The 22,173-nt window shown below is 70.7% G+C and carries 18 protein-coding genes; 4 read left to right on the plus strand and 14 right to left on the minus strand.

The annotated features are described in order from the left end of the window. Positions 1-55: 55 nt before the first annotated feature. Together ACWDSL_RS28210 and ACWDSL_RS28215 are read right to left on the minus strand one after the other, a co-directional pair. A complete protein-coding gene (locus ACWDSL_RS28210; protein ID WP_450490033.1) occupies positions 56-361 on the minus strand; it encodes an ATP-binding protein in 306 nt (101 codons plus the stop codon). A 146-nt stretch (positions 362-507) separates the two neighbouring features. Further along, positions 508-1,674 carry an adenosine deaminase gene (locus ACWDSL_RS28215; protein ID WP_450490035.1) on the minus strand — a complete coding sequence of 389 codons (1,167 nt, stop codon included), beginning with the start codon at positions 1,672-1,674 and terminating at the stop codon, positions 508-510. Between the two features lie 137 nt (positions 1,675-1,811). On the opposite strand from ACWDSL_RS28215, the gene ACWDSL_RS28220 reads away from it, so the two are divergent. Continuing rightward, on the plus strand, positions 1,812-2,576 hold the full coding sequence (locus ACWDSL_RS28220) for an alpha/beta hydrolase (RefSeq protein ID WP_450490037.1): 765 nt from the start codon (positions 1,812-1,814) through the stop codon (positions 2,574-2,576). Positions 2,577-2,608: 32 nt separating this feature from the next. On the opposite strand, the gene ACWDSL_RS28225 is transcribed toward ACWDSL_RS28220, so the two are convergent. Continuing rightward, positions 2,609-3,529 (minus strand): LysR substrate-binding domain-containing protein, encoded by a 921-nt coding sequence (locus ACWDSL_RS28225; protein ID WP_450490039.1) that lies wholly within the window; start codon positions 3,527-3,529, stop codon positions 2,609-2,611. A 206-nt stretch (positions 3,530-3,735) separates the two neighbouring features. Between ACWDSL_RS28225 and ACWDSL_RS28230 the strand changes: the two genes are divergently transcribed. Further along, positions 3,736-5,088: an MFS transporter gene (locus ACWDSL_RS28230; RefSeq protein WP_450490041.1), complete on the plus strand. Its 1,353-nt coding sequence runs from the start codon at positions 3,736-3,738 to the stop codon at positions 5,086-5,088. Between the two features lie 197 nt (positions 5,089-5,285). On the opposite strand, the gene ACWDSL_RS28235 is transcribed toward ACWDSL_RS28230, so the two are convergent. The 11 genes from ACWDSL_RS28235 to ACWDSL_RS28285 all read right to left on the minus strand — a co-directional run bounded on the left by ACWDSL_RS28235 (position 5,286) and on the right by ACWDSL_RS28285 (position 19,303). Then, positions 5,286-6,566, minus strand: coding sequence for a thymidine phosphorylase (locus ACWDSL_RS28235; RefSeq protein WP_450490086.1), 1,281 nt, complete (start codon positions 6,564-6,566; stop codon positions 5,286-5,288). 44 nt (positions 6,567-6,610) lie between these two features. Continuing rightward, entirely contained in the window at positions 6,611-7,030 is a 420-nt protein-coding gene (locus tag ACWDSL_RS28240) for a cytidine deaminase (protein WP_014177243.1), read from the minus strand. Next, the gene (locus tag ACWDSL_RS28245; RefSeq protein ID WP_450490088.1) at positions 7,030-8,280 is read right to left on the minus strand and encodes an ABC transporter permease; all 1,251 of its coding nucleotides are present in this window, start codon (positions 8,278-8,280) and stop codon (positions 7,030-7,032) included. The genes ACWDSL_RS28240 and ACWDSL_RS28245 overlap by 1 nt, the downstream gene beginning before the upstream one ends. A gap of 127 nt (positions 8,281-8,407) precedes the next feature. Beyond that, positions 8,408-9,775 (minus strand): ABC transporter permease, encoded by a 1,368-nt coding sequence (locus ACWDSL_RS28250; RefSeq protein WP_450490044.1) that lies wholly within the window; start codon positions 9,773-9,775, stop codon positions 8,408-8,410. Continuing rightward, positions 9,772-11,337 (minus strand): ABC transporter ATP-binding protein, encoded by a 1,566-nt coding sequence (locus ACWDSL_RS28255; protein WP_450490090.1) that lies wholly within the window; start codon positions 11,335-11,337, stop codon positions 9,772-9,774. Before ACWDSL_RS28255 ends, ACWDSL_RS28250 begins: the two co-directional genes overlap by 4 nt. Positions 11,338-11,543: 206 nt before the next feature. Next, positions 11,544-12,587, minus strand: coding sequence for a BMP family lipoprotein (locus ACWDSL_RS28260; RefSeq protein WP_450490046.1), 1,044 nt, complete (start codon positions 12,585-12,587; stop codon positions 11,544-11,546). A gap of 166 nt (positions 12,588-12,753) precedes the next feature. Further along, the gene (locus tag ACWDSL_RS28265; RefSeq protein ID WP_450490092.1) at positions 12,754-14,070 is read right to left on the minus strand and encodes an amidohydrolase; all 1,317 of its coding nucleotides are present in this window, start codon (positions 14,068-14,070) and stop codon (positions 12,754-12,756) included. A gap of 279 nt (positions 14,071-14,349) precedes the next feature. Continuing rightward, positions 14,350-15,531: a hypothetical protein gene (locus tag ACWDSL_RS28270; protein ID WP_450490048.1), complete on the minus strand. Its 1,182-nt coding sequence runs from the start codon at positions 15,529-15,531 to the stop codon at positions 14,350-14,352. A 21-nt stretch (positions 15,532-15,552) separates the two neighbouring features. Continuing rightward, the gene (locus tag ACWDSL_RS28275; protein WP_450490050.1) at positions 15,553-16,491 is read right to left on the minus strand and encodes an N-acetylneuraminate synthase family protein; all 939 of its coding nucleotides are present in this window, start codon (positions 16,489-16,491) and stop codon (positions 15,553-15,555) included. Continuing rightward, positions 16,492-17,730, minus strand: coding sequence for a cytidylyltransferase domain-containing protein (locus ACWDSL_RS28280; RefSeq protein ID WP_450490051.1), 1,239 nt, complete (start codon positions 17,728-17,730; stop codon positions 16,492-16,494). Positions 17,731-17,941: 211 nt separating this feature from the next. Next, positions 17,942-19,303: a DUF6716 putative glycosyltransferase gene (locus tag ACWDSL_RS28285; protein ID WP_450490053.1), complete on the minus strand. Its 1,362-nt coding sequence runs from the start codon at positions 19,301-19,303 to the stop codon at positions 17,942-17,944. Positions 19,304-19,600: 297 nt separating this feature from the next. Here ACWDSL_RS28285 and ACWDSL_RS28290 point away from each other — a divergent pair, with 297 nt between their 5' ends. Both ACWDSL_RS28290 and ACWDSL_RS28295 read left to right on the plus strand, forming a co-directional pair. Next, positions 19,601-20,575: a glycosyltransferase family 2 protein gene (locus ACWDSL_RS28290; RefSeq protein ID WP_450490055.1), complete on the plus strand. Its 975-nt coding sequence runs from the start codon at positions 19,601-19,603 to the stop codon at positions 20,573-20,575. Then, positions 20,575-21,996, plus strand: coding sequence for an alpha-2,8-polysialyltransferase family protein (locus ACWDSL_RS28295; RefSeq protein ID WP_450490057.1), 1,422 nt, complete (start codon positions 20,575-20,577; stop codon positions 21,994-21,996). Before ACWDSL_RS28290 ends, ACWDSL_RS28295 begins: the two co-directional genes overlap by 1 nt. The last annotated feature ends 177 nt before the right edge of the window (positions 21,997-22,173 follow it).

Here is a 22,173-nt window from a genome sequence, read left to right on the forward strand (position 1 = left end):
CACCCGGACCGGATGGACCGGGTGTGCGGGCCCCACTTGCCCGACGGTACGCGGGTCAGCCCAGCAGACCGCCCGGCAGACCGCCGGTCTTCAGGGCGTTGGCGGGGATGGGAAGGTTGTCCAACAGGGTCTTGTTGGGGCCGGGCTGACCCGGCCGCGGGGCCTGAGCCTGGGGTCCGGGTGCGGGTGCGGGCCCCTGCCCGACGGCCGCCTTCGCCTGCCCGGCGCCCATGCCCGCCATGCTGGGGCTCGCGGGCCCGACCGGAGCGTTGCCGGCCGCAGCCGCGGCGCCGCCTCCGGCAATGACGGCGACCGCACCGAGGGCAATGGCACCGAGGGTCTTGATGGTTCCCTGCTTCATCAGAAATCTGTCCTTGAGACGGGGGCTTGACCGGTACGGCAACGTAGCCATGGATTTCGGCCTTCTGCAAACCCGGAAAAGCGCCCTCCACTTGCCTTCCGGCCGTTTATCCCCGTCCGTTTCCCGCTCCGCGAGATCAGCCGCCGTCAGCCGCCCTCGACGTGAGACCACCTGGTCAGGGGCGATGCGGAGGCCATCTGACGGAACAGCCATTCGGACTTCAATTCGGCATACCCGGGCTTGATCACGTCATTGATCATCGCCAGACGTTCATCAAAAGGAATGAACGCCGATTTCATTGCATTGACCGTAAACCATTGCATGTCGTCGAGCGTGTAGTGGAACGTCGAAACGAGGTGCTCGAATTCATCACTCATGCTTGTGCCGCTCATCAGACGATTATCCGTATTCACGGTCGCCCGGAATTGCAGTCGGCGCAGCAGCCCGATGGGGTGCTCGGCGTACGAACGGGCCGCGCCGGTCTGGAGGTTCGAGGTCGGGCACAGCTCCAGCGGGATGCGCTTGTCCCGGACGTACGAGGCGAGCCGGCCGAGGGTCACGCTCCCGTCGTCCGCCACCTCGATGTCGTCGATGATGCGGACACCGTGGCCGAGCCGGTCGGCGCCGCACCACTGGAGCGCCTGCCAGATGGAGGGCAGTCCGAACGCCTCGCCCGCGTGGATCGTGAAGTGGTTGTTCTCCCGCTTGAGATATTCGAAGGCGTCGAGGTGGCGGGTGGGCGGGTAGCCCGCCTCGGCGCCCGCGATGTCGAAGCCGACGACGCCGTGGTCGCGGTAGCTGTTGGCGAGTTCGGCGATCTCCAGGGCGCGGGCTGCGTGGCGCATCGCGGTGAGCAGGGCGCCGACGCGGATACGCAGACCCTTCTCCCTCGCCCGCCGCTCCCCCTCCCGAAAGCCCTCGTTGACCGCCTCGACGACCTGTTCCAGGGTCAGTCCCCGGGTCAGATGCTGCTCGGGGGCGTAGCGCACCTCCGCGTAGACGACCCCGTCCTCGGCCAGGTCCTCGGCGCATTCGGCGGCGACCCGGAACAGCGCGTCGCGGGTCTGCATGACGGCGCAGGTGTGTGCGAAGGTCTCGAGGTAGAGCTCGAGCGAACCGGAGTCGGCGGCCTCCCGGAACCAGCGGCCGAGCTCCGCCGGATCGCTCTTCGGCAGCCCGTCATAGCCCGTCTCACGGGCGAGGTCGACGACGGTGGCGGGGCGCAGCCCGCCGTCGAGATGGTCGTGCAGCAGCACCTTCGGGGCGCGGCGGATCTGCTCGGGGGTGGTGCGGTCCTGGTACTCGCTCGTCATCTGCGCACCATACCCCTACGCGCGTAGATCGTGCAGATCGTGTCGCTGTGTGGCTCCGCCCGCATGGCCCCGATAGATATGCAACAGTGACCCGCACGAGTGGTGGAGTACACCGCTCCTTCTGCGATCGTGTCGCCATGGTTCAGCAAGCGTTGCCCGAGCGGGGCGCCAGGCTGGGGCGGCCGAAAGGCGCGGCCGCCGCACAGGAGACCGTGCACGGTGTGGTGTTACTGCTTCCCGGGGGTCCGGAGACCGGCACCGGACGACCCTCGCGGCTGTCGGTGGCCGCGGTGCTGCCCCTGGCCCGGCGGCTGGTCCGGGCGGGCCGCGCCGAAGGGCTGACCGCCCATGTCGTCCACTACCGCCACCGCGGCTGGAACGACACCGCGGCCGACCCGGCCGCGGACGCCGAGTGGGCGGTGGACGAGGTGATACGGCGCTACGGCGATGTGCCGGTGTGCCTCGTCGGCCACGGCATGGGCGCCCGCGCCGCCCTGCGCGCCGCCGGACACGACGCCGTCGTCTCGGTGGTCGCGCTGGCCCCGTGGCTGCCGCCGGCCGAGTCCGCACTGGAGCCCGAGCCGGTCAAGCAGCTCGTCGGGCGGCAGGTGCTGATCGCTCATGGGACGAACGACCAGCGGGCCGACCCCGAGTTGTCCTACCGGCTCGCGGAGCGGGCCAAGAAGGCCAACCGGGATGTGTGCCGCTTCGAGGTGCACGCGGACGGACACGGCCTGCATCAGCACCGCTCCGAAGTACAGGCGCTGGCCGCCGACTTCCTGCTCGGCTCGCTCTTCGGCCACGGCTTCTCCCGCCCGGTCGAGGACGCCCTCGCGGCCCCGCCGCCGCTGGGGCTGCGCATGCCGCTGGCGGCGGGGTTCGGCTCGACGCTGCCGAGCTGAGCCCCGGCCTTACGGGCCTGACCCGGCCGAGGTCAGCGCGGCAGGAGTTGTCCGCGGCGGCTGAGCAGGAAGCGTTTGAAGGCCGCGACCGGTGCGGTGTCCGGATGGCCGTCGAGCCACGCGACGCCGATCTCGCGGACCGCCCGCGGGGCCGTCACGGTCAGCTCGGCCACCCCGGGGCGCGGCACCGCCGGGGGCGGCAGCAGCGCCACCCCGAACCCCGCGGCCACCAGGCCGCGCAGGGTCTCGGCCTCCTCCCCCTCGAAGGCGATCTTCGGTTTGAAGCCCGCCTCGGCGCACAGCGCGTCGGTGATGCGCCGCAGCCCGTAGCCCGGTTCGAGGGTGACGAAGAGCTCCGTGGCGGCCTCGGCCAGCCGGATCCGCTTACGGTCGGCGAGCCGGTGGTCGTCGGGCACCACCAGGCGCAGCCGCTGCTCGTCGAGGCGGCGGGCCACCAGGTCCGGGGCGTCGGGGACGGGTGAGGTGAGGCAGAGGTCGAGGTCGCCCGTGCGCATCCGCTCGATCATCGCCTCGCCGTAGCCCTGGACGAGTTGGAAGCGCGCCCGCGGATGGTCGACCCGGAAGGCGCGGATCAGACCCGGTACCGTCTCCGGGCCGAGGGTGTGCAGAAAGCCGAAGGCGATCTTGCCCGCGGCGGGGTCGGCATCCGCCCGTACGGTCTCGGCGGCGCGCTCGACCTCGGTCAGCGCCCGTTCCACCGCGCGCAAGAACGTACGCCCGGCGGGGGTGAGCGCGACGGTGCGGCCGCGGCGGGCGAACAGGGCTACGCCCAGGTCCGCTTCGAGGCGTACCATCGCCCGGCTGAGCGTCGACTGGGGTACGCCGAGCCACTGCGCGGCCCGGGTGACGTGCTCGTGCCGGGCCACCGCCGCGAACTGCACCAGGCGGGGCGTCAGGGACGCGGCCCAGGAGTCGGCCTCGAACTCGGCCATGATGCGATCGGCGGCCTGGGATCCGGCCGCGGACCCGGCTGTGGACCCGACTGTGGGCCCGGCTGTGGACCCGTTTGTCACGGGAAAGTCTTTTTCATTGCGGGGGCGTGACAATGACCTCGCTGACCTCGGCTGATGCTGCACAGCATCGATTATGGCAATTCCGTGCATTGGACGCATCAAAAGGCGCCACATACGGTCGAGACATGCCTCCTGCTGATACCGAGGCGTCCACCGGAACCCCTGTGGACGCCTTCGTCACCACGTCGTCGACCCCCGATCGAATGAGCCCCGGAGACCCCGGCTTCGGCCGGATGCGGCTCGCGCTCTTCGCCGCCGGTCTTGCGACGTTCGCCCTTCTCTTCTCCACCCAGGCACTGCTGCCCGCGATCTCCGCCGACCTCGACGTCCAGCCCGACCAGGCGAGCTGGACGGTCTCCGCGGCCACCCTCGCGCTGGCCCTCGCGGTGCTTCCGCTCAGCGCCCTGTCCGAGCGCTTCGGCCGCCGCGCCATGATGACCGGCTCGCTCGCCGTGGCCGTCGCCGTCGGCCTCGCGGTGCCCTTCGCCCCGGACCTGGGCTGGCTGATCGCGCTCCGCGCCGTCCAGGGTGCCGCGATCGCCGGTATCCCCGCCTCCGCGATGGCCTACCTCTCCGAGGAGGTACGCCCCTCCTCCCTCATCAGCGCCATCGGCCTGTTCGTGGCGGGCAACAGCTTCGGCGGTATGACCGGCCGACTGCTCACCGGCTGGGTCGCCGACGGCTGGGGCTGGCGCGTATCGCTGGCCACGGTCGGCGTTCTGTCGCTGGTCTGCGCGATCGCCTTCCGGCTGCTGCTGCCCAAGGCGCGCCACTTCACCCCGTCCGCGGTCAGCCCGCGCGCCCTGGCCCGTACGGTCGGCGGGCATCTGTCCGATCCGCTGCTGCGCAGGCTGTACGCGATCGGCGCGCTGTTCATGACCGTCTTCGGGGGTGTCTACACGGTCATCGGCTACCGCCTGGTCGCCGAGCCTTTCAACCTCTCGCAGTCCCTGGTCGGTTCGATCTTCCTGATCTACCTGGTCGGTACGGCGTCCTCCGCGGCGGCCGGAAAGCTGGTCGGCCGGCTGGGCCGGCGCGGCGCGCTGTACGTGGCGGTCACCACCACGACGGCCGGGCTGCTGCTGAGCCTCGGTGACTCGCTGGTGGCGGTGCTGCTGGGCCTGGTGCTGATCACCGCGGGCTTCTTCGCGGGCCACGCCGTGGCCTCCTCCTCGGTCAGCCGGGCCGCCAAGACCGGGCGCGCCCAGGCCTCGGCGCTCTACCAGACCGCGTACTACATCGGCAGCAGCGTTGGCGGCACCCTCGGCGCGCTGGCCTTCCACGCGGCCGGCTGGAGCGGCACGGTCGTACTCGGTCTGGTGGCCGTGGCCGGTGCGGCGGCGATCACGCTCTACGCGACGCGGAAGGCGCTGGCCGAGCGGCGTGCGGAGATCGTGGCCCGGTCGGAGCGGCAGTCCGAGCGCGCGTCCTCCAACGAGACCACGCAGGGCCTGCGTCGGCTGGCCGCACAGGCGTAACGCCCCGGCAGCCGACCAGAACCACAGAGCCCGAAGGGGCCGCTCCGCCACTGTCCCGGCGGAGCGGCCCCTTCGCCCATCTGTCCCTTTTACTGCGCGATGCGGTTCTGCTACGCGATGCCGTTCTGCTACGCGATGCCGTTCTGCTACGCGATGCCGTTCTGCTACGCGATGCGGTTCTACCGCGCGATGCGGTTCTACCGCGCGATACGGTCCAGAACGATCGGCTCGGCCGTGAACTCCGTCCCCGGCGGGGCGTAGCTCACCGCCCCCGCCAGCGCCTCGAGCGCGTAGTCGAACTTCTCCGGCGTGTCCGTGTGCAGCGTCAGCACCGGATCGCCCGCCCGTACCGCGTCCCCCGGTTTGGCGTGGATCTCCACGCCCGCTCCCGCCTGCACCGGGTCCTCCTTACGGGCCCGGCCCGCGCCGAGCCGCCAGGCGACGACGCCGACCGCGTACGCGTCCAGGCCGGTCAGCACCCCGGTCGACTCGGCCGTCACGACGTGCTGTTCGCGGGCGACGGGCAGCGGCGCGTCCGGGTCGCCGCCCTGGGCGGCGATCATGCGGCGCCAGTGGTCCATCGCGGAGCCGTCCGCGAGGGCCTTGGCCGGGTCGGCGTCCGGCAGGCCCGCCGCGTCCAGCATCTCGCGGGCGAGGGCGAGGGTGAGCTCGACGACGTCGGCCGGGCCGCCGCCCGCCAGGACCTCCACGGACTCGCGGACCTCGAGGGCGTTGCCCGCGGTGCGGCCGAGCGGGGTGGCCATGCCGGTGAGCAGGGCGACCGTACGGACCCCGTGGTCGGTGCCCAGGCCCACCATGGTGGCGGCCAGCTCCCGCGCCGAGGCCAGGTCCTTCATGAAGGCGCCGGAGCCGACCTTCACATCCAGCACCAGCGAGCCCGTGCCCTCGGCGATCTTCTTCGACATGATGCTGCTCGCGATGAGCGGGATCGACTCCACGGTCCCGGTCACATCGCGCAGCGCGTACAGCTTGCGGTCCGCGGGCGCCAGCCCCTCGCCCGCCGCGCAGATGACGGAGCCGACGTCCTCGAGCACCCGCAGCATTTCCTCGCCGGAGAACTGCGCCCGCCAGCCGGGGATGGACTCCAGCTTGTCCAGCGTGCCGCCGGTGTGGCCGAGGCCGCGCCCGGACAGCTGCGGTACGGCCGCGCCGCAGGCGGCCACCAGCGGGGCCAGCGGCAGGGTGATCTTGTCGCCCACGCCGCCGGTCGAATGCTTGTCGGCGGTCGGGCGCGCGAGGGAGGCGAAGTCCATGCGCTCGCCGGACGCGATCATCGCGGCTGTCCAGCGGGCGATCTCCGCACGGTCCATGCCGTTGAGGTAGATCGCCATCGCGAGCGCGGACATCTGCTCGTGGGCGACCTCACTGCGCGTATAGGCGTCGATGATCCAGTCGATCTGGGCGTCGGTGAGACGGCCGCCGTCGCGTTTGGCGCGGATGACGGTGATGGCGTCCATGGTGAGGTGCGGGCCTTTCATCGGGGAGAGCGGGGAGAACTCGCTCAGCGTTCCAGGTCGTTGCGACCGAACGCGTCCGGGAGGAGTTCGGCGAGCGGGCGGATGCCGGAGGCCGTGTCCACCTGGAGCTCCGGGCCGCCGTGTTCCCACAGCAGCTGGCGGCAGCGGCCACAGGGCATCAGCACCGCGCCGTGGCCGTCGCAGCAGGTGAACGCGGTCAGCCGGCCGCCGCCCGAGGCGAACAGGGCGGAGACCAGGCCGCATTCGGCGCACAGCGCGACACCGTACGCCGCGTTCTCCACATTGCAGCCGGTCACCGTACGGCCGTCGTCGACCAGCGCCGCGGCGCCCACGGGGTAGCGGGAGTACGGGGCGTAGGCCCGGGACATCACGCCCCGGGCCTGTGCGCGCAGCGCTTCCCAGTCGACCGGCGCGCTCGCGGTCGGGGTCGCGCCCGTGGTCATCATCCGCCTCCCTTGTGGTACGGCAGCCCCACCGCCTTGGGCGCACGCAGCCGCTGTGCGGACAGCGCCAGCACCAGCAGCGTGGCGATGTACGGTGCCGCGGTCACGAACTGGCTCGGCACCTCCTCGGTCAGCGAATACCAGACCAGCAGCAGCGCCGAGAACGCCGCGCCGATGGCCGCGGCCAGGTACTTCTTCCGGTACAACTGCCACAGCGCGGCCAGCGCGAGCACGGCCACCAGGAACAGCAGCAGCGCGTGCACGTTCGTACCGCCGGAGCGCAGGTTGAGGCTGTCGGTGTAGCCGAACAGGCCCGCGCCCATGGCGAGCCCGCCGGGCATCCAGTTGCCGAAGATCATGGCGGCGAGGCCGATGTAGCCGCGGTTTCCGGTCTGGCCCTCCTGGTAGATGTTGGAGGCCACCTCGGCCAGGAAGACACCGCCGAGCCCGGCGAACCCGCCGGAGATGATCACGGCCAGGTACTTGTACCGGTAGACGTTGACACCCAGCGACTCCGCCGCCACCGGGTTCTCTCCGCAGGACCGCAGCCGCAGGCCGAACGAGGTGCGCCACAGCACCCACCACGTGGCCGGGATCAGCAGCAGCGCCACGACGGTGAGCAGCGACAGCTCCGTCACCACGCCCCCGAGGAACCCCGCGAGGTCGGAGACGAGGAACCAGTGTTTGCCGTTGAGTGTCTTCATCGCGTCGGACAGCCCGGGCACGGTGATCTGGGTGATCGGATCGATGGCCGGCGACTTCCGGGCGGACCCAGAGCTCTCGAGGAAGGTGAAGTTGGACAGATAGCGGGTGGCACCGACGGCGAGAATGTTGATCGCCACACCGGACACGATGTGGTTGACGCCGAACGTCACGGTGATCACGGCGTGCAGCAGCCCGCCGAGCGCGCCGCCGAGGATGCCGAACAGCACGCCGACCCACGGGCCCCACTGGTAGCCCGCCCAGGCGCCGAGCCAGGTGCCGAGGATCATCATGCCCTCGAGGCCGATGTTGACCACGCCGGCCCGCTCCGCCCAGAGGCCGCCGAGCCCGGCCAGCCCGATGGGGATGGCGAGCTCCAGCGCGCCCGACACCTGGCCCACCGAGGTGATGTCGTCGGCCCCGGTGATCAGCCGGACCACCGAGACCAGGACCAGGGCGCCCGCGACGATCAGCAGAATGACGGGCAGGGTCAGCTTCTGGCGCACGGGCTTTCGCGACTGCGGCTTGTCTGTCACAGAGGTGGTCATGGTGCTCACGCGCCCTCCTCCCGCTCAGTCTTGGCGCGCTTCCACGCGCGGGCTTCCTTCGTCACTGCTCGCTCCTCCGTCGCTGCGCGGCTCCTCAGTCCAGCCCGCACAGCGCGCCAAGACACGCTCACGCTGCCACCTCCTCACGGGTCGTCGTCGTACGGGCCGCGGCGGCGAGCTCTTCGCCGACCTTCCGCTGCTGGCGGCGCAGGGCGTACCGGCGCACGGTTTCGTAGGAGACGACCACGGAGATCACGATCAGGCCCTGCATGATCGTGGCGATCTCCTTCTCGTAGCCGTTGTAGTCCAGCGTCTGGGACGCCTTGTCGAGGAACGCGATCAGCAGCGCGCCGAAGGCGATGCCGACCGCGTTGTTGCGGCCGAGGAGGGCGATGGTGATGCCCGTGAAGCCGATGCCGGTCTGGAAGTTCAGGCTGTACGTATGCGAGTCGCCGAGCAGCACCGGCATGCCCGCCAGGCCCGCCACGGCGCCGGAGATCAGCATGCTGGTGAGCACCATGCGCTTGGCGTCGACGCCGCTGGCCGCCGCCGCGCTCTCGCTGGCGCCGGTGGCGCGCAGGTCGAAGCCGAATCGGGTGCGGCCAAGCACCAGCGAGTACGCCACGCCGCAGCCGATCGCCACGAACACGAAGCCGTAGATGTCACCGGCCACATCGCTGACGTGGAGGCCCGGGAACCAGGAGGACTCGGGCAGGTCGCCGGTGGTGAGGTTGTTGCTGCCCTTGGGCTGCACACCGAACTGCTCGGGCAGGATCAGATACGCGATCAGGCTGGTGGCGATCGCGTTGAGCATGATCGTGGAGACGACCTCGCTCACGCCGCGGGTGGTCTTGAGGATGCCCGCTATGCCCGCCCAGAAGGCGCCCACCAGCATGGCGACGATCACGATCAGCGCGATGCTCAGCGGGCCGGGAAGATTGACATTGGCGCCGACCAGGGCCGCGGCCATCGCCGCGACCCGGTACTGGCCGTCCACGCCGATGTTGAACAGATTCATCCGGAAGCCGATCGCCACCGCGAGGGCCGCCAGGTAGTAGGAGCTCGCCTGGTTGACGATGAGCACCTGGATATCGGCGTTGCCCGCGTAATCGAGCATCAGCTGGTACGGCTCGAACGGGCTCTTGCCCGAGGCGAACAGCACTCCGGAAGTCAGCAGCACCGCCACGACCAGGGCCAGCACCGGGCCGGCCACCGCCAGCAGCAGCCGGTCTCGGCTGAACCTCTTGCCCGCGGAGCCACCGGACTTGGCGGCGCCGCCCGCGGGTGTGCCCTCGGGGCTGCCTGACTTGGCGGGCGTACGCCCGGATTCGTTCAGGCCGTCGCCGGACTTCTCCGGTGCGTCGCCGGCCGTGCCCGCGCCGCCACTGGTCTTCGCGTCGGCGTTGCTCGCGTCACTGGTCTTCGCGTCGCCGTTCTTCGCGTCGCCGTTGCTCGCGTCGCCGTTCATCGGCTTCGCCTCGTCGGTCTTCTTCATCGCGCCGCCCCCTCCTCGGCGGAGTGCTCCAGATGGCCCGTGGCCGCGCCGGTCATGGCCGAGCCCAACTCCTCGGGGGTGATCGTCGCCGGGTCCGCGTCCGCGACCAGTCGGCCGCGGTAGATGACCCGCAGGGTGTCGGACAGCCCGATCAGCTCGTCCAGGTCGGCGGAGATCAGCAGCACGGCCAGGCCCTCCCGGCGCGCCTCGCGGATCTGGTCCCAGATCTGCGCCTGCGCGCCGACGTCCACGCCGCGGGTGGGATGCGCGGCGATGAGCAGCCGCGGACGGTGGCTCATCTCCCGCCCCACGATGAGCTTCTGCTGGTTGCCGCCGGACAGCGAGGCCGCGGTGACCTCGATACCGGGGGTGCGTACGTCGTACTCGGCGACGATCCGCTCGGTGTCCGCCCGTGCGCCCTGGAGGTCGAGCCAGAAGCCCTTGCTGTTGGGCCGCTCGGTGACATGCCCGAGGATGCGGTTCTCCCACAGCGGCGCCTCCAGCAGCAGGCCGTGGCGGTGCCGGTCCTCGGGGATATAGCCGATGCCGCCCTCGCGGCGCCGCCGGGTGGGCCAGCCGGTGACGTCCTCCTCGCCGAGGAGGACGGTGCCGCTGTCGGACTTGCGGGTGCCTATCAGGGCGTCGATCAGCTCGGTCTGGCCGTTGCCCTCGACCCCGGCCAGGCCCAGCACCTCGCCCTTGCGGATGGTGAAGGTGATGTCGTCCAGCACCGTGCGGGCGCCGTGCTCGGCGTCCTGCGTGGTCAGCGTCACCCCTTCGACCTGGAGCATCGGCACATCGGTGACGGTGGACTCGCGCGTCTCGGGCGAGGGCAGTTCGCTGCCGACCATCATCTCGGCCAGCTGCCGCGCGGTGACCTCGGAGGGGACGACGGAGCCGACCGTGGTGCCGCGCCGGATGACGGTGATGTCGTCCGCGACGGACAGCACCTCGCCGAGCTTGTGCGAGATGAAGATGACGGTCAGCCCCTCCGCCTTGAGCTCGCGGAGGTTGTCGAAGAGCGCGTCGACCTCCTGCGGGACCAGCACGGCGGTCGGCTCGTCCAGGATCAGCGTCCGGGCGCCCCGGTAGAGCACCTTCAGGATCTCCACGCGCTGCCGGTCGGCCACGCCCAGGTCCTCGACGAGGACGTCGGGGCGCACCCCGAGGGTGTACGCGTCCGAGATCTCCTTGATCTTCGCACGGGCCTTGGCGCCGATGCCGTACAGCTTCTCGGCGCCGAGCACGACGTTCTCGAGGACGGTGAGGTTGTCGGCGAGCATGAAGTGCTGGTGCACCATGCCCAGGCCGCGGGCGATGGCGTCGGCGGGGCTGTGGAAGGAGACCTCTTCACCATCGACCTCGATGGTCCCCTCGTCCGGCTTGTGCATGCCGTAGAGGGTCTTCATCAGGGTGGACTTGCCCGCGCCGTTCTCACCGACGATCGCGTGCACGGTGCCCTTGCGGACGGCGATGTGGATGTCGTGGTTGGCGACGACGCCGGGGAAACGTTTGGTGATCCCGCTGAGTTCTACTGCGGGCGGACTGCTGGACGCGTTGATGGCGCACTCTCCTCAAAGAAGGAGTCTCGGCGGTGGTGGGGGCACCTCCCAGCTGCCGCTGGGGGATTATGCGGGGCGGCGAGTGGCCGCCGCACAGCGAGCGGGACCTGAGGTGGTGTGCCCAAAGCTCCCTCCCCAGGCCCCGCTTGTCTACTCAGCAGATGCTCAGCACGTACTCAGCAGATGTTCAAGAGATCGCACGCCGCTTACGGCGTCGTGTTGACCTTGATCTCACCGCTGATGATCTTCTTCTTCGCGGTCTCGACCGCCTCGACGACCTTGGTCATCTTCTTGTACTCGGGGTTGGAGTCGGCCAGGCCGACGCCGCCCGTCTTGAGGCCGTAGCGCACCGTACCGGACTCCGGCTTACCGTCCTTGACGGACTTGACCAGGTTGAAGACGGCGTCGTCCACGGCCTTGGTCGCCGAGGCCAGGATCTTCGTCTTGAACTTGGCCAGGCCCTTCTGCGTGTACTGGTCGCTGTCGACGCCGATGGCCCACTTGCCGCGCGTGGCGGCGGCCTCGATGACGCCGCTGCCGGAGTCGCCCGCGGCCTGGTAGATGATGTCCGCGCCGCCGTCCAGCTGGCCGTTGGCGGTGTCCTTGCCGGCGTCGGGCTTCTTGAAGCCGCTGTAGTCCGGCGGCTGGGTCAGGTACTGGACCTTTACCTTGACCGACTTGTCGGTGTCGTGCACACCCTGGACGTAGCCCGCCTCGAACTTCTTGATCAGCGGGTTCTCCACACCGCCGACGAAGCCCACCGTCTTGGACTTGGTGGTCAGGGCGGCCGCCACACCCGCCAGGTAGGAGCCCTGCTCCTCGTTGAACACCATGTTCACGACGTTCTTCATGTGGACGGTGTCATCGTCGACGAGGCCGAAGGTGATCTTCGGGTACTTCTTGGCGACCTCCTTCACCGCCGGCGCGTAGACGAACCCGACGGCGATGACCGGGTTGTGTCCCTCGCGGGCCAGCTCGGTCAGGCGCTGCACCTTGTCGGCGTCGGACTCGCCCTCGGACGGCTCGATGTCGTCGCCCTTGACGCCCAGTTCCTTCTTGGCCTTGACGAAGCCCGCGTACGCGGCGTCGTTGAAGGACTGGTCGCCACGCCCGCCGACGTCATAGGCGATGGCGACGCCCTTATCCTTCTTGGAGTCGGACGAGCTGCTGCTGCCACCACAGGCCGTGGTGGTGAACGCGAGGGCGGTGATGCCTATGCCCGCTACGGCGATGCTGGATACCCGGCGCACGAGGGTTCCCCTTCGGCTTGAGCGCGCCTCCTTCGGCGCTGGTTTCGCCGCATCGTAACGCGCGTAGATGCCAGATAAAGGGGCGTCCGGAAGCCGTTATCGGATCGTCGCGAATCTGACTTGTCCCGGGGGTCTCCGGGACATGTCATTCAGGCAAAGTCGCGGCTCAGTCGAGCAGAGCAGCGGCGGTGAACAGCTCCACACCAACGTCGATGGCCCCCTCATCCACGTCGAAATCGCCACAATGCAGATCACGCCGGGCCGTGTCACCGACCCTGCGGACGCCCAGCCGCGCCATCGCGCCGGGCACCTGCTCCAAGTACCAGGAGAAGTCCTCGCCGCCGAGGCTCTGCTCCGTGCCCTCGACCGCATACGATCCGCGGCGGGTTTCCATCGCACGGCGCAGCAGTTCGACCGAGCTCTCCTCGTTCACCACGGGCGGCACCCCGCGGACGTAGTTGATCTCCGACTTGGCGCCGTGCAGGGTCGCGATCTCGTCGACCGCGGCGTGCACCAGATCGGGCGCCTCGCGCCAGGCGGGCAGGTCCAGGCAGCGGACGGTGCCGGACAGCTCGGCGTGCTGCGGGATGACGTTGCAGGCGTGGCCCGACTCCACCCGGCCCCAGGTGACGGCCAGGCCCGAGCGGGTGTCGACGCGGCGGGACAGCACCGCGGGCACCTCCGTGATCACCTTCGCGGCGGCCGTCACCAGATCGGTGGTGAGGTGGGGGCGCGCGGTGTGGCCGCCCGCGCCGTCGAGGGAGACCTCCAGGCGGTCGCAGGCGGAGGTGATCGCGCCGATACGCAGCCCGATCCGGCCCACGTCGACCTTGGGGTCGCAGTGCAGCGCCAGGATCCGGCCGACGCCGTCCAGCACACCCGCCTCGACCACATCGGGCGCACCGCCCGGCAGCACCTCCTCCGCGGGCTGGAACAGCAGCCGTACGGGGCGCGGCAGCCGGCCCTCGCGGGCCAGCTCCGCCAGCACCAGACCGGCGCCGAGGACGACGGTGGTGTGGACGTCATGGCCGCAGGCGTGGGCCCGGTCGGGCACGGTCGAGCGGTAAGGCACGGACTTGGTGTCCGGGATGGGCAGCGCGTCGATATCGGCGCGCAGCGCCAGCATGGGCAGCGCGCCAGTGCCGGCAGCTGTGCCTGTGCCGGCGGCTGTGCCAGTACCGGCCGCCGTGCCAGTACCGGCAGCTGTGCCAGTACCGGCCGCCGTGCCAGTACCGGCCGCCGTGCCGATGTCGCAGATGAGGCCGGTGCCGCCGGGCAGTACGCGGGGCTCAAGACCGGCCTGCTCCAGCCGGGCCTTGATGGCGGCGGTGGTGCGGAACTCGCGGTTGCCGAGCTCCGGGTGCATGTGGATGTCCCGCCGGAAGGCGATCAGTTCCGTCCGCAGCTCATCGGGGAGCCTGCCGGGCAGCGCGAGGACCTCGGCCTCAACGGTGGCGATGACGGAATCGGTCTCGGGGGACATCAGTTGCTTCACCCGATCAAGCGTAGAACGGCTGGTGGGGCGACCGGATGTCGATCAACAAAACTTCAACCCGTTCGGGAACAGGAAACTGCCACCCCTTGCGCATGATCTCCCTAGTCAGGGGGTATACCAGGCCCCTTCATCACCGCCTGGTAGTGACGAGCGCCACATGGCGTACAGGTGAACCCCTGACAGGAAGTTGCCGCCACCATCTCAGGATGTGGTCGGCGGCCCTCCCTTCCTGACCGCTTACGGCATGACCGCTTACGGCATGACCGCTTACGGCGTGACCGCGGGCATCGACTGCAGCCGGTGCGCGTCCCGGGCCGTGCCCGTGACCCCCGACAGGAACCCCTGGGCGCGCGGCGAAGCGTCGCTCCGCAGCCAGGCGGGGTCCACATCGCAGACCGCGACCTTGACCCCGGTGCCCACGAGCGCCAGCGGAAGCGTGTGCACGACGGTCGACGGGAAGCTGACGATCGTATGGCCGATGGGGCCGCGGCGGGCTATCAGCTCCAGCGGCAGGTCCGGCCGTACGATCTCAAGCCCGATCTCGCCCGCGACCCGGTGAAGCTTCTCCGCGCTCTCGCGGCGGTGCGCGAAATAGCGGGTCGCCCCGTGCGTACGGGCCAGGGAGGCCACCGCCTCCAGATAGCGCTCCAGATCGACCACCCCGGTCTCCACCAGGGAGGTGCCCACCAGGTCGGTGCCGCGGGTGAGCGTGGGCGGGCCGAAGCGGTCCCGGGTCCAGGCGAAGGAGTTGGCCGTGACGGTCACCCCGGCGGGCGGCTCGACGGGCATCGAGCTGAACACCTCGACCCGCCGGTTTCCGCCCGGGGTGAGCCGGCGGCGCGCGGTCGCCGACACCGGCGCGAACACCATCTCGCGCGCGCCCCGGCCGGTGCCCCGCCGGTGCCAGCGCACCAGGGGCTCACCGCTGGCCAGTTGGGAGACGAACTCCATGGTGGCCGTGCCGTCGTCGACGACGACCAGGTCCTGGGCGCGGGTGAGCATCAGCAGCAGCTGCACATAGCGCGAGAACGGATCGCCGATGACGATCCGGTCGGCGCGGCGCAGCGGCCCGCGCAGCCCCCCGATGGTCTTGAGCGGCGCGCCCGCCCCGCCGCGCGCCTCCTCCCACCGCACCGCGATGCCCTCGTCCCGCGCGAGCTCCGCCATCCGGCGCAGCTGGCCGCGCGTCATCGGGTCGTGCGGCGACAGCACCACGACCGTCAGCGCCTCGGGGTCACCCCCGTCGGCGTACGCCCACTCCAGAACGTTCAGCAGCTGAACCGGGCTCTCGACGAAGGCCAGGGTGCCCCCGGGACCGGTGGGACCGGGGCGCTCGGCGCGCTTGGCGCCGTCCCGGGACGGGGCCCGGAAGCGGCGGGCAGCCCCCGCGGAGTCACGGGGACCCGCCGCTTCCGGGCGTGGGCCGGGCTGACCGGCCGGTGAGTTCACGGCTGACGGCTCCTTGGCCTCTCAGACTCCGGCGGGCTCGCGGTCGGCCGCGGCGGTCTCGCCCTCGGCGACCACACCCGCGACCCGGCGCAGCTTCTTCATCGGCCCGAGCTCGCTCTCGTAGACCTTCTTGACGCCGTCGCCCAGCGACTCCTCGATGGTGCGGATGTCGCGGACCAGGCGTTGCAGGCCCTGCGGCTCGACCGAGGCGGCCTGGTCGGAGCCCCACATCGCGCGGTCCAGGGTGATGTGGCGCTCGATGAAGGTCGCGCCGAGCGCGACGGCGGCGAGGGTGGTCTGCAGACCGGTCTCGTGGCCGGAGTAGCCGATCGGCACGTTCGGGTACTCGGCCTGCAGCGTGTTGATCACGCGCAGGTTGAGCTCCTCGGCCTTGGCCGGGTACGTCGAGGTGGCGTGGCAGAGCAGGATGTTGTCGCTGCCCAGCACCTCGACCGCGTGGCGGATCTGCTTCGGGGTGGACATGCCCGTCGACAGGATGATCGTGCGGCCGGTCGCGCGCAGGGCGCGCAGCAGCTCGTCGTCGGTCAGCGAGGCGGAGGCCACCTTGTGGGCGGGGACGTCGAACTTCTCCAGGAAGGCGACGGCCTCGGTGTCCCACGGGGAGGCGAACCAGGCGAGCCCGCGCTTCTTGCAGTGCTCGTCGATGGCGCGGTACTCGTCCTCGCCGAACTCGACGCGGTGCCGGTAGTCGATGTAGGTCATCCGGCCCCAGGGGGTGTCCCGCTCGATGTCCCACTGGTCGCGCGGGGTGCAGATCTCCGGGGTGCGCTTCTGGAACTTGACCGCGTCACAGCCGGCGGCGGCGGCGGCGTCGATCAGCTTGAACGCGTTCTCCAGGTCGCCGTTGTGGTTGATGCCGATCTCACCAGTGACGTAGACCGGGTGGCCGGGGCCGGCGATCTTGTCACCGAGCTGACGGAGGCGATTGTTGGAGCTCACTTAAGACAGTTCCTTTCCAAGAATCCACGAGGCGATCTCGCGGATCGCACCGTCACCTCCGGGGGTGGAGGTGACCGCGCGTGCGGCGCCGCGCACGACGTCGTGCGCACCTGCGACCGCCACGGGCCAGCCGACGAGGCCGAAACACGGGAGGTCGTTGACGTCGTTGCCGACATAGAGCACGCGCTCCGGCGCGATGCCCTGCTCCTCGCACCACTGCTTCAGTGCGAGGTCTTTCCGGTCGATGCCGTGCAGCACGGGGACCCGCAGCTTGCGGGCGCGTGCGGCGACGACCGGGTTCTGCTCCGTGGACAGGATCAGCAGCGCCAGCTCAGCGCGGCGCAGGGCGGCGATCCCGAGCCCGTCGCCGCGGTGCACGGCGACGAGTTCGCGTCCGTCGGAGTCGATCAGCACCTTGTCGTCCGTCTGGGTGCCGTCGAAGTCGAGTACCACCGCGTCGATGTCGTCACGGGTGGGGAGCGCACCGGGGCGCGGGGCGTCCAGGAGCGGCGCGAGCGCGCGGGCCCGCGCCAGGTCGTGCGGGTCGTCGATCTCCAGGACGCGGGCGGCGTCGGTACGGACCAGGGCGGTGCGGCCGAAGAAGCGGTGCCGCTCGGCGCGGAAGCCCTCCACCCGCATCCCGTACGCGGCGCCGGTCTCCAGCAGGTCCTGCGGCCGGTCCTGGCGGCGCGGCCGGTACGACTTGTCGTGGTTGATGCCGTACCCGCCGTCGGCCGTGGCTGCTGTCTCCGCGTCGGGCCCCGCGTCACTCGTCGTCCCGTCCTCGGCGTCCCGCCAGACGAAGCCGTGGAACGGGGCCACGGTCAGCGCGGTGTCCGCCCCGCCGTCCAGCACCGCCTCGGCGACGCCGTCCACGTCCTCGCGGACGATGAACGGGCTGGTGCACTGCACCAGCAGCACGACCTCGGCGCTGATCCCGTGCGCCGCCTCGTAGGTGTCGAGCGCGTGCAGCACGGCGGCCTCGCTGGTCGCGGTGTCGCCCGCGATGGCGGTCGGCCGCTGCACGACCTCCGCGCCCGCGCCGCGCGCCACGGCGGCGATACCCGCGTCGTCGGTGGAGACGACCACGTCCGTCACCAGGCGGCTGGCCAGGCACTCCCGCACGGCACGCGCGACGAGCGGCACGCCCCCCACGGCGGCGAGGTTCTTGGCGGGCACGCCCTTCGAACCGCCACGGGCGGGAATGACGGCGACGACACGCCGGTCGGAGGGGGACATGGCGGCTCCTTCAGTGCCTTCGGCGCCTTCTGCGCCTCGCTTCGTTGCGCCTTCGGGGTTCTCTTGAGCGCTCACCGCAACCACCCGTTCGCCCCGCCACGGCAGCGGCTGCTCGTCACATCAGCGGCTCCGCCGCGGGAACTGCCGCCCGCGCGGCACAGAGGTGCGGCCATCAGGGGCAGGTGCGGCCCGGCGGCCGCGCGCGCGACGCTCACAGCTCCCCCATCCGCCGGATCACCGGCGCCACCCGCTGGACGCCGTGCCGGTAGGCGCCCCGCGCCGCCTCCCGCATGGTGTTGCGTACGACCCGCCGGAACCCGCTGACCTGCGCGGAGTCCCCGGCCGCCGCGCCCGGCCGGGGCCGGCCGTCCGGCTCGAAGCCGTAGCGGGCGAGTCTCGCGGGCAGATAGCCGGGCGCGGTGGCCCGTGTGTAGTAGGGGGCGAGCGGCGGCAGCTCGTCCGCCGCGGCCAGTTCGGCGACCCGCTCCCGCGCGGCGTCGAAGGCCGTCTCGTACGCGCCGTCGGCCGCGACGCCCTGGCGGCTCACCCAGTCGGCGTTGGGCCGGGGCAGCTGGCCCGCGTCCAGCTGGTCCCAGGATGCGAGGCAGCCGGAGCCGAGGAAGTGGTGGTTGCCCAGCACCTCGCGCACCCCGAGGTCGGTGAGGACGGCGGTCGGGATGGAGCGGTGCAGGGACTCCAGGGCGGCCGTGGAACTGACCGTGACCAGCAGGTCCGTGGTGTCCAGGACCTCGCCCATGTTGCCGTAGGCGAGGCGGAAGTTCTTCGGCACGTCGTCGCCGAGCTTGCCGACCAGCTTCTGGTACGGCAGCTCCTCGATATGCGTGGTGTGCTCACCGGGCTTGCTGCGCAGCTTGACCAGGACCTCGCGGTCGGGGTGCGCCCGGGCGTGCTCCACGGCGCGGCGCAGCAGATACATCCGGTCGGCGCGGTTGTCCGGGACGGACGGCTGGACCGCGAACACCACGGTGCCCCCGGGATACGCGCGCCCCTCGCGCGCCTTCGCGTCGTACGGGGCGCCGCCCAGGAACGGCAGCGCGCACTCCACGACACTGTCCGCCGAGGCGCCGACGCCCGTGTAGACGTCGCGGAACCGCTCGGCGTCATGGCGGGAGTTGGCGAGCACGACGTCGGCGCCGTGGCGCAGCAGCAGGCCGTCGGCCAGCTTCTCGTAGACCACGCCCACATAGCCGGTGATCACGACGGGCCGGCGCTCGGCGCCCTCCCAGGCGCGGGCGAGGCCGTGCAGCATGGCCTGGACGGCGCCGCCGACCAGGGACAGCACGATCACGTCGTACCGCTCGCGGTCCACCGCCGAGACGAATTCGACCCCCGTCACCTCGCGCAGCGAGTCCGCGCGCACCCCGACCTCGGCGAGCTGCCGGACGGTGGGCGTCGCCCGGCCGCGCAGCAGGAAGCCGTCCAGGCGGCGGGCGGAGGCGGAGTCCAGGTCATCCGGTACGAGGCGGTGCGCGGTGAGCGCACCCCATTTCCACCGGGTGTCGGAGTCCGCGAGCACGGCGACTCGGAGGGGGGAATTGGTACGTGAGGGCACGACGCTGACGCTAGGAAGGGATTTCGATTCACGGCCCAACACAAGAGCAACAAAGGGTTAACAGCACGTCGACGATTGGCGAATCGGCCGACGAGAGCCGACGGCAGCCCATCGGAAAGCCGTCGGGAAGCTGTCGGGAAGCCTCAGGGAAGCCTGAAGGAGCCCGGCCGGAACACCCGGCAAACCGTGCAGATGTTCTGACAAGGACGGCGGGTTAACCGTCCTGACGTCCTTCGTTCACCTTTACGTACACCCCTCGTCAAGACGAATGCCAGACGGCGACCTAGCGTCACGCGAGTGGTTAAGCTCTCCGTCATCGTGCCGTTCTACAACGTGCAGACCTATGCCCCCGATACGCTGAGAAGTCTGCGCGCCAACGCGCGCGACGACTTCGAATTCATTCTCGTCGACGACTGTGCCACCGACGGGACGCCGGAGATCCTGGAGCGCGCCGAGCGCGATCTTCCGGGGGCCGTCTATGTGCGGCATGAGCAGAACGGCGGGCTCGCCACCGCCCGTAACACCGGCCTTGACGCCTCCCGCGGCGAGTACATCACCTTCCTCGACGGCGACGACTGGCTCGCGCCCGGCTACTACGAGCAACTGCTCGGTGCCATCGAGGAGTTGGACTGCGACTTCCTGCGCACCGACCACGTCCAGGTGACCGGCCGGGCGCGGACGATCCAGCGCGTGCCGCACGGTCTGCGCAACGTCGTCATGAACCCGCGCGACGTCATCCTCCCCGCCGACCGCTCCACCTCCGTCGACTACGCCTACGCCTGGGCCGGCATCTACCACCGCCGCCTCGCCGACCAGGGCCTGCTGCACTTCACCCACGGTCTGCGCACCGCCGAGGACCGCCCCTGGATCTGGAAGCTGCATCGCGAGGCGCGCTCATTCGCGGTGGTCGGCCTGCTCGGCGTCTTCTACCGGCGCGGTGTCGCGTCCTCGCTGACCCAGATCGGCGACGTACGACAGCTCGACTTCATTCGCGCATTCGATCAGGTAATCGAAGAAACGGCCCAGGACCAGGACGCGGACACCCTTCTCCCGAAGGCCGTGCGCACCTATTGCGCGATCATTTCCCACCATCTCGGCAACATCGAAAGGTTCGAGCCGGCCGTGGCCAAAAAACTGCGTTCCATGTCCGCGGCCGCGCTGAAGCGCATGCCACAGGACGTACTCAAAGAAGCGCTGGACTCGATGGACTACGAGCGCGCCGCCCGGCTCCGCCGGCTCAAGCGCCGTCCGGGGACGGAGGTGGCGGCCTGATGTCCGCCCTCCCCGCCCACCGCCCCCGCGCCGTGCGCAAGCGCACCCAGATCTTCCTCGCCTCCACGCTCTACGGCGCCGCGACCATCGCCGCCGCCATCGACTCGGAGCGCATCGGCCCGGCCGACCGCCGCCTGCTGCTCATCAGCAACAACGCCGCGACGCCCGAGACCACGCCCGCCATCGACGACATGCCGGGCTTCGAGCGGCTGCGCGGCCGCTTCGACCGCATCCTGTCCTGGAACGAGACGATCAGCCCCTTCCACCCGGGCGGCTGGTCCCCGCGCGCCGACGACGCCCCGCTGTGGGAGCGCCATCTGCGGCTGCTGTGGAACCTCGACGACGACGACATCGAGATCGTCCTGGAGTCCATCCAGGTCAACCCGGCCATGGCGATCGCCAGTGTCTTCCAGGGCGCGCCCATCGACGTCTACGCCGACGGGCTGATGAGCTACGGCCCCACCCGTAACAAGCTCGACCCGCTGCTCGGCACCCGCATCCGCCGACTGCTCCACCTCGACCTCGTACCGGGCCTGCGGCCGCTGCTGCTCACCGAGTTCGGCGTCACGGCGGAGGTCATCCCGACCGAGGTCTTCACCAAGGTGCTCGCCGAGATCGGCGACGCGGCCCCGCGCGGCGTCATCTCCGCGAGCGAGCGGATCGCCACCGGCGTGGGCCCGGCCCTGATGCTCGGTCAGTACCTCTCCGCGCTCGACATCCTCACTCCGCAGGAGGAGGAAGAGCTGCATGTACGGATGTTGCGCGGCGCCGTGGCCCTCGGCCACCGCAGCGTCGTCTTCAAGCCGCACCCCACCGCGCCGGCCCGCTGGTCGCGGATGCTGGAGAAGAAGGCCGCGGAGCTGGGCGCCGAGCTGACCGTCATGGACACGCCCGTCCTCGCCGAGGTGCTGTACCAGCGGATGGCCCCGGCCCTGGTCATCGGCTGCTTCTCCACCGCGCTGCTCACCGCGAGCGTCTTCTACGGGCTGCCGGTCGCCCGGATCGGCACCGAGGTGCTGCTGGAGCGGCTGACCCCCTACCAGAACAGCAACCGGGTGCCCGTCACCATCGTCGACGCGCTGCTGCCCGACCTCGAGGACCACAAGGCCGTCGCCGCGTGGGCCCCGCCCACGGACGAGCGCACCGGCCAGCGGCTGACCGGGCTGGTCGCCGCCGTCGGCTTCGCCATGCAGGCGAAGATCTACCCGAATCTGCGTCCGGCCGCCGAGCGCTATCTGGGCACCCATCTGGACTCGCACACCTGGCGCTACTTCAAGCGCCGCCGCCTGACGGCGCTCGCCCTGCCCGGCGCGGTCCCGTCCCAGCTCGCCTTCATCCCGCGCAACGAGACCGTGCGCCGGGTCGCACGCCGGGCGCGTGCGCTCAAGCGGTCGGCGCTGAAGCGAGCGGCCACGGGGTGAGCCGGCGAGCCGAGTGAGCCGGGGAGCCGGGTGAGCCGGGGGAACTGAGCGGGCCGGGGAGCCGAGTGAGCCGGGGAGCCGGGTGAGCCGGGGGAACTGAGCGGGCCGTACGGGACAGACACCGTACGGAACAGACAGTCGACGAGTGCGAAGAAACGGAAACGGCATCATGACCAC

It is taken from the genome of Streptomyces sp. NPDC000941 (assembly GCF_053599555.1).